Raw genomic sequence first — 6539 nt, 5'->3', positions numbered from 1 at the left:
GGCCGCGCACTCGGGGGCGGCCCGGGTCGATCACGACCTCGTCGCCCCACGACCAGGCCAGCTCCTGGCCCTCGACCTCCTGGCGGAGCAGGTAGCCGGCGCGTGCCCGGCAGCCGAGCGCGGCGAGTCGGTCGAGCTTTGGCGCCAGCAGCCGGTCGAAGCGGGACAGCAGGGCCCGCAGCCCCTCCTGCGGGTGCCCGCGAACGTCATACCGATCGAGGACTGCGGGTCCGAAGATCGTGGTGAGCCACGCCAGTTCGGCGTCGTTCGGTGCGTCCGCAGCAAGCATCGCGACAATCCGGTCGTGTGCGGCACCCGGCAGGGCAGCGAGGGCGTCGGCCTGAGCCGTGGCCACGGCATCGGGGTCGGGCCACGGCGCCTGCTGGGTCACCGGGTGCTGGTCAAGGGACACCGTGCGGACGGGACGACGCGGCGGGTAGGCCAGCACGTCGGCGGCGCCGTCGGGCGGGCAGCCGAAGCAGGGCGGGTCCGGGCAGCCGCGCTGGACGAGCGGTGGACCGGGCCAGGGTAGCGGTTCCGGGGACGCCTGGCACCAGCCGGTACTGGACCCGTGGCCGACCACGAGCACGTTGCCGCGTGCCACGCCGACGACCAGGTCGCGGCAGTCGGGTCCGCCGCGCGACGAGACACACAGCGGGAAGGTCAGGCCGTCGGCGTCGCCCCAGCGGACGAGGAGCAGGTCCTGGTCGAGCAGGTCGTCGTGGGCAGGCGACACCGCGACCAGCCGCACCACCTGACGGTGGGTGGGATCGGCGTCGGCCGGGAGCCCTGTCGCGGCGCCGAGCACCTCCTCGAGCAGCAGCAGGTCACCGACCTCCAGCTCGAGCCCGTCATCGACCAGGTGGGCCTCGGTGGCACCGCTCGGCAGGCAGCACCCGGCGTCGCCCCAGGTCCACAGGTCGATCCGCCCGTGCGCAGCCACGACCCTGACGTCCTCGACGGCCAGTGGCTCGAACACCTCCTCGCCGGCGCGGAACCGGAACCCGCCGGCCGGCAGGGTGACGTCCTGGTCGGCGTCGAGGCACACGAACGCCCGGGCCGCGCAGCCGTCATGCATCCGGTAGTCCACCAGCCGGGCGTGGCGACGTACCGAGGTGCGCAGCCGTGCCGTGTCGAGGAAGGCCTCGGTGCCGACTGCGTCGAGCCGGTAGTTGAGCAGGTCGCCGGCGTAGGCGAGCAGCTCGACCAGAGTCATCCCGACGTCTGCCTCGTGGCGGTCGGTCCAGTCGGGAAGGATCAGACTCATCCGGTCCAGCAGCTGCTGCCGGAGGCTGGCGTAGTCGCGGGACAGGTAGTCGATCACCGGCCCGTCGTCCGGCGGGGTCGGGGTGGCGCAGTCGCAGCGACAGTCGAGGGGATGCGGGCAGTTCTGCTTGAACGTGAAGGGCAGCGAGAAGAAGCGCTGGTCGAAGCCGGGGTATGGCGTGGTGCCCGGCCGGCCGTGCGGGTCGGCCTCGACGACGGCGAGCGTGTAGCAGGACCAGTCGCCGGGGGCGTCGACCAGGACCAGCAGGCACGCGGAGTCCTCGGGATCGGGGTCGGGGCACGAAGCCACCGACAGTGGTGTCACCACCGGGGCCCCGGGCGGGCCGTCGATCCGGATGTTGCCGGGACCGATGCCACGGGGAGCACCGCCGAACAGCGTCACCGAGATCCGCAGCTGGTCGTCGCTCACCGAGACGCTGTCGACGCCGTTGCGGTCGTGGGCGCGGGCCACGGCCTGTCGTCGGGTGTCGCGGCAGGACAGGTCCGAAGGCGGGGTCACGTCGGGCCCCCTTGGGTAAAGGTTTCGGTGCGCTGCTGGCCGTTGGGCAGAAGCCGGTAGGCCACCGTCACCTCGAGGGTGGCGTCGGTGGCGGTCGCGGTGAGCGAGTCAACCGCGATGACGTCGCCGAGCCACCGGCCCAGCGCGCCGGAGGCGCTGGACTGCACGGCCGCGGCTCGTTCGGGGCTGCCCGGCTCGAAGACCATGTCGGCCAGGAGACAGCCGAAGTCGGGCAGCTCGACCCGTTCGCCCGGCACCGTGAACAGCACCTGCTCGACGAGGTCGCGCACGTGCTCGGCATACGTCGTCTCGGCGGTGCGCCCGCGCGGCCCCACCGACCAGGGAAAGTCGAGGATCAGGTTCATGTCGCGATCACCTGCAGCTGCATGGTCATCACCAGCGGAACGTTGGGTGGTGGACCGACGACGGCGGCGTTGCCGATGGCCGGCGGCACCGGCGGGACGGGCGCCTGCAGCAGCACCGGACGATGGTCGGCCAGCACCCGGCCGGACACGTTGGCCCACTTCGCGGTGGAGCAGATCGCACCGCTGACGCCCGGGCATCCCCCCACCAGCATCGCGTCGGCGGTGGTGGCGATCGGCATGCCTCGGACCAGGGCCCGGAACTGCGTGGGCGTGACCTTGAACTGGCCGCCGTGTGAGCAGGTGACGGTGGCCTGGGCATGGAAGACGAGTCCCGGCACGGCGTCATCACCCCGGCAGCACGGTGAGCGCGCCGTTGCCGAGGTCGATCCCGGCCGCGGTCACCTTGATGGTCGGTCCTGCGGCGGTCGCACCGATCTCGACGCCGCCCTCGTAGAGCAGGATGTAGGGACCGGCGGGTCCATGCAGCTGGAGCTTGATGCTGCCGGCCGGCCCGGCCAGGTCGGACAGCAGCAGGTAGTTCTGGCCCGGCGTGCCGAGGACCAGCTGCGGCGTGCCGGGGGGCGCGGCCCTGGCAGCCGTCGGCACCTCCGTCGTGCCGCCTCGCCAAAAGCCTGTCCACACCGCTCGGTCGATGTCGCCGTCGACGAATTGCACCCAGACACCCGACCCCACCAGCGGGACGGCGTACACGCCGCTCGCCAGCCCGGCCACGGGAGTGGCCGGCTCGGCCCAGATGCACGGGTCGCTGCCGAGCACGTCCTCCACCCGCACCAGCAGCCGGCCGAACTGGTAGGGGTCCACGTTGGAGACGACCACGCCCTTGTAGAGACCGGAGTACTTCTGCGCATCGGCAACCATTCAGACCACCACCGGAGTAGGAGAGACCAGGCTGTCCCGTGTCAGCGAGAAGCTCTGCTTGTATTCGCCGCGCTTGATGTCGTGGGTGACGCTGCTGACGTAGTAGGCGCCGTCATACGCCAGGCCCGCGCCGCGGACCCCCACCAGCTGGCGTGCCTTGAGCACGGCGCCGTACCGCAGCACGTCCAGCCGGCCCTGCCCCGTGATCGCGTCTGCGCTCGCCGAAGAACGACCCAGACCCAGCAGCAGGATCTCGGTGACCTTGCGGTCGGACACGTCCGGCAGTGGCTCCTCCCGCAGCGCCACTGCCGGTCGCGCGCCCAGCGGCGGGTGCAGCAGGCTCACGTCGGGCACCGGGATGCCGATGCCGATCTTGGTGCGGGGCTCGGTGTAGGTGATCGTGTACTGCGTGCGCGAGAGGCCGTCGAAGCTGAAGGACAGCGACTCGACGTTGGTGGCCGCGCCCATGCCGACGGTGAGGGCGTGCTGGAGCGGTCCGACCTTCACCTCGGGGCCCCAGTAGGCCACGTTCGCTCCGGGGGCGGGGCCCGGTTCGACGTAGAAGACGTAGCCGACCTCCGAGGCCATCGCCTGCAGGTAGGCCAGGTCGGTGCTGGACTGGATGGGTATGTGCTCGACGGGGTTCGGTATGTCGGTCAGCACCGCAGGGACGGCAGCCGGGATGATCCCCCACATCGCGTACTTGGCGCAGATGAGTGTCGCTCGGATGTTGTGCGGCAGCGCCGGGTAGCACTGCCGCTCGTGCCTGAGGTCCATGAGCAGCGAGAGGTCCTCGCCGGTGACCGTGAGCGTCGAGGCTCCCGGTTCGTCGCTCGGTGTGAGCTCCTGGCGGGTGATCACCCCGTCGGAGAGCACCGTGGGACGACCACCGATCACCGCCACCAGCACCACCCGGGTTTTCGGGTCGAAGTAGCCGGCCGGAAGCAGGGTGGTGGTGATCGGCGACCTGGTGCTGACCGCGAAGGTGAGCTGGAAGCCGCTTGACCGCCCGGTCGCCGTGGTGACCTGCGCGTCCTGGAAGGCGTCCATCAGGGCCGCGGGCACCGGGAGCGGCACCATCGGCCCCATCAGCAGCATCAGCTGCAGGCTGCTAGCCACCGACGCCTCCCGCTCCGGCCGAGCCCGCCGGCAGCAGGCCGGACGCCACCGTGAACCGCAGCCGGAATCCGGGTGTCGCGGTGAGCAGGTCCGGATCGAGGACGCGGTGCGCGTCCGCAATGCGCCAGGCCTGCTCGGGATCGCCGTACCGTTCGGCGGCGATCCGGTCCAGCCGGTCGCCCGGGGTGACGACGTGGATGCCCACGACGATGAGATCGTCGGGGCGGGCGATCACCCGCGGCCGCGCGTAGCGCAGGACGGTGCCGTCGGGCGCAGGGAACTCGACCACGGGGAGGGCGGCGTAGCGGCTGGTCGCGGCGAACACGGTTGGCTCCTAGATGCTGGTGAGGCCGAGGTCGGCAGGAGTGCGGATCACCATCGCGGCGTACCCCTCCTGGGCCCGGTGGTGGGCGAGGTAGAGCAGGCCGCCTCGATGGCCGAAACCGAGGTCGTCGACGGTGAGCACCCGCGCCGACATGGAGACCTTGGCGCGGATCGGGTTGAGCCGGGTGTCGAACGCGTCCTCGGTAACGGTCAGGTCGGTGAGCCGGACGGGCAGCACCCGGTGGGTGCCGAGCACGAGCACGGTCAACGGCGCTTCGACCGGCGCGACCTCGATCATGCCGCGCCCCGCCATCAGGTCCTCCTGGAGGAGTTGCTGCACCGATGGGTAGAGCGCAGACTCGAGGGCTGCGAGCACCGGCCGCAGTCCCAGGCTGGACTCCACGGCGTTGCTGTCGGGGTCGGCCAACTGCTCGGCCGCGTCGAACTCGGCGTCGAGCTTGTAGGTCTCGTGGGGCGGGCCCTTCAGTCGGAGGGCCTCCTGACGGTCGCCCGGCTCCCCGCCGATGCCCTGTGGCTGCAGGGTGCGAGTCAGCGTGTCCGGGTTGTACTGGAACCGGATCGTGCGCAGCGGCCGTCCGCTCGGTGGGTCGACCAGCACGACGCCACCGCGTGCCACCTTCGGCGGGTCGGGCATCGGGCTCATCGGGGCCTCCTCGGTGCGGTCACGGTCAGAAGTCCACGGCCAGGTTGAAGCCGAGCTGGGCGAAGTGGAGGTGCTCGGCGTCCAGGCGCCAGCCGCTGAACGCCTCGATGCCGCCGTGGATGAACGTCCCCTGCGTCCACGCCCCGACATCGAGTCGCGCTCCGGCCCCTGCATAAGGGGCGAGACGCCGGGGCTCGGTGTAGGAGGAGGAGTGGGTCTCGCCGGTCCCGCCCCCTTCACCGAACAGCTGCAACCCGGGGCCGAAGCCACCCGGGTTCCACCGGTGCTCGAAGCCGAGCCGGGCGCCGAGCAGGAAGGCAGTGTTGGCTCGGTAGTCGCTGCCGAGGAGGAGTTCTCCGTGGGCGCCAAGGAACGCCCGCCAGCTGCGTCGCCGGTCGAGGTTCCAGCCGACGTCGATCCCGGCGGTGAGGTACATGGCGCCGCCGCCGTAGCTGCTGCCTCCCACGCCGAAGCTCGGGCTGACGATGGTCTGGGTGGGCCGGTCGAGCTGCTTCAGCGACGGGTGGCAGTCGGGATGGCCGAGCCGGGTCAGCACGTCCTGCACGAACACCGGCACGAACGAGAAGTGCCGCTCGTGCAGCTGCACCCACCGTCCCCACGCGAAGTGGTCGCCGGCCAGGGTGAAGTCGGTGTGGACGCGCTGCTCCCCCTTTTGCAGGGGGGCCACCTGACGCAGGGCCGGGTCTGACTCGGCGTACTCGTCGGGGTGGCCGAGCACCATGTGGGTGCCTTCGTGGGCGAGCGTGCCCTGGTCAAGGTCCTCGGCGAAGAGCAGCACCAGCCTTCCTCCTGGCCACACGAAGGATCGACCCTTGTGCGGGCTGACTGCCACCGTGTAGTCGACCGGACCGCTGGAGACCTGGCTGACGACGACCCGGATCGGGAGGGTCCGGCCGGACCAGGCCACTCCTTGGCAGGCGGGGACGTCGAGGGAGAACCAGCCGTTGAGCCGGGTGTTCAGGGTTCGCACGAACTCGCCCGACACCTCGGTCACGCGTGCCTGCGAGATGGGGCCCTTCTTGATGGTGGTCGGCTTGCTGTTGGTGCCGTAGTCGCTGGCCACGGCCGCGCGCGCCGAGACGCGCACGGGGAGCCGGATCTCTGGCACGGCGGTGTCGAGGACGACCCGGACGTCGCCGGTGTCCATGACCGGCGGTTTGGGGACGGTGCCCTTACGGGCGGCCTCGGCCACGGCGTGGGTTCGGAACTGCTCGCGGTGCATGGTGGCGGAGAACTGCGTGGGCGTGGACTGGAAGCCGGTGACGGTGTCCACGATCTCGGCGGTGCCCTCGTCGCGGGCCACGTCGGTCCCGGTGCCATGGATGATCGCCGGTGCCCGGCCGGGCCGGGCGGCGACGCCGGCGGCCTCCCGCTCGGCGGG

At 71.4% G+C, this 6539-nt stretch carries 7 protein-coding genes and 1 pseudogene; all 8 read right to left on the bottom strand.

Annotated features, from left to right (window positions below; translation table 11 throughout):
- Positions 1-1786: pseudogene (locus tag FRW57_RS15335) on the bottom strand (hypothetical protein); the annotation flags it as partial.
- Entirely contained in the window at positions 1783-2151 is a 369-nt protein-coding gene (locus tag FRW57_RS15330; protein WP_202911680.1) for a GPW/gp25 family protein, read from the bottom strand. The gene FRW57_RS15330 and the pseudogene FRW57_RS15335, both read right to left, overlap by 4 nt.
- A complete protein-coding gene (locus tag FRW57_RS15325; protein ID WP_137123062.1) occupies positions 2148-2489 on the bottom strand; it encodes a hypothetical protein in 342 nt (113 codons plus the stop codon). Before FRW57_RS15325 ends, FRW57_RS15330 begins: the two co-directional genes overlap by 4 nt.
- A gap of 7 nt (positions 2490-2496) precedes the next feature.
- Positions 2497-3030, bottom strand: coding sequence for a phage baseplate assembly protein V (locus FRW57_RS15320; RefSeq protein WP_137123063.1), 534 nt, complete (start codon positions 3028-3030; stop codon positions 2497-2499).
- Entirely contained in the window at positions 3031-4149 is a 1119-nt protein-coding gene (locus FRW57_RS15315) for a hypothetical protein (protein WP_152186400.1), read from the bottom strand.
- On the bottom strand, positions 4142-4474 hold the full coding sequence (locus FRW57_RS15310; protein WP_137123064.1) for a LysM peptidoglycan-binding domain-containing protein: 333 nt from the start codon (positions 4472-4474) through the stop codon (positions 4142-4144). Before FRW57_RS15310 ends, FRW57_RS15315 begins: the two co-directional genes overlap by 8 nt.
- A 9-nt stretch (positions 4475-4483) precedes the next feature.
- Positions 4484-5137 (bottom strand): hypothetical protein, encoded by a 654-nt coding sequence (locus tag FRW57_RS15305; protein WP_137123065.1) that lies wholly within the window; start codon positions 5135-5137, stop codon positions 4484-4486.
- A gap of 25 nt (positions 5138-5162) precedes the next feature.
- The coding region (locus FRW57_RS23315) for a hypothetical protein (protein ID WP_162529374.1) at positions 5163-6539 on the bottom strand (1377 nt) is incomplete at its 5' end.

Source organism: Segeticoccus rhizosphaerae, from assembly GCF_009192725.1.
GTDB lineage: Bacteria > Actinomycetota > Actinomycetes > Actinomycetales > Dermatophilaceae > Segeticoccus > Segeticoccus rhizosphaerae.
The sequence above is the reverse complement of the archived record's forward strand: the minus strand, read 5'-3'. Positions and strand labels throughout refer to the sequence as shown.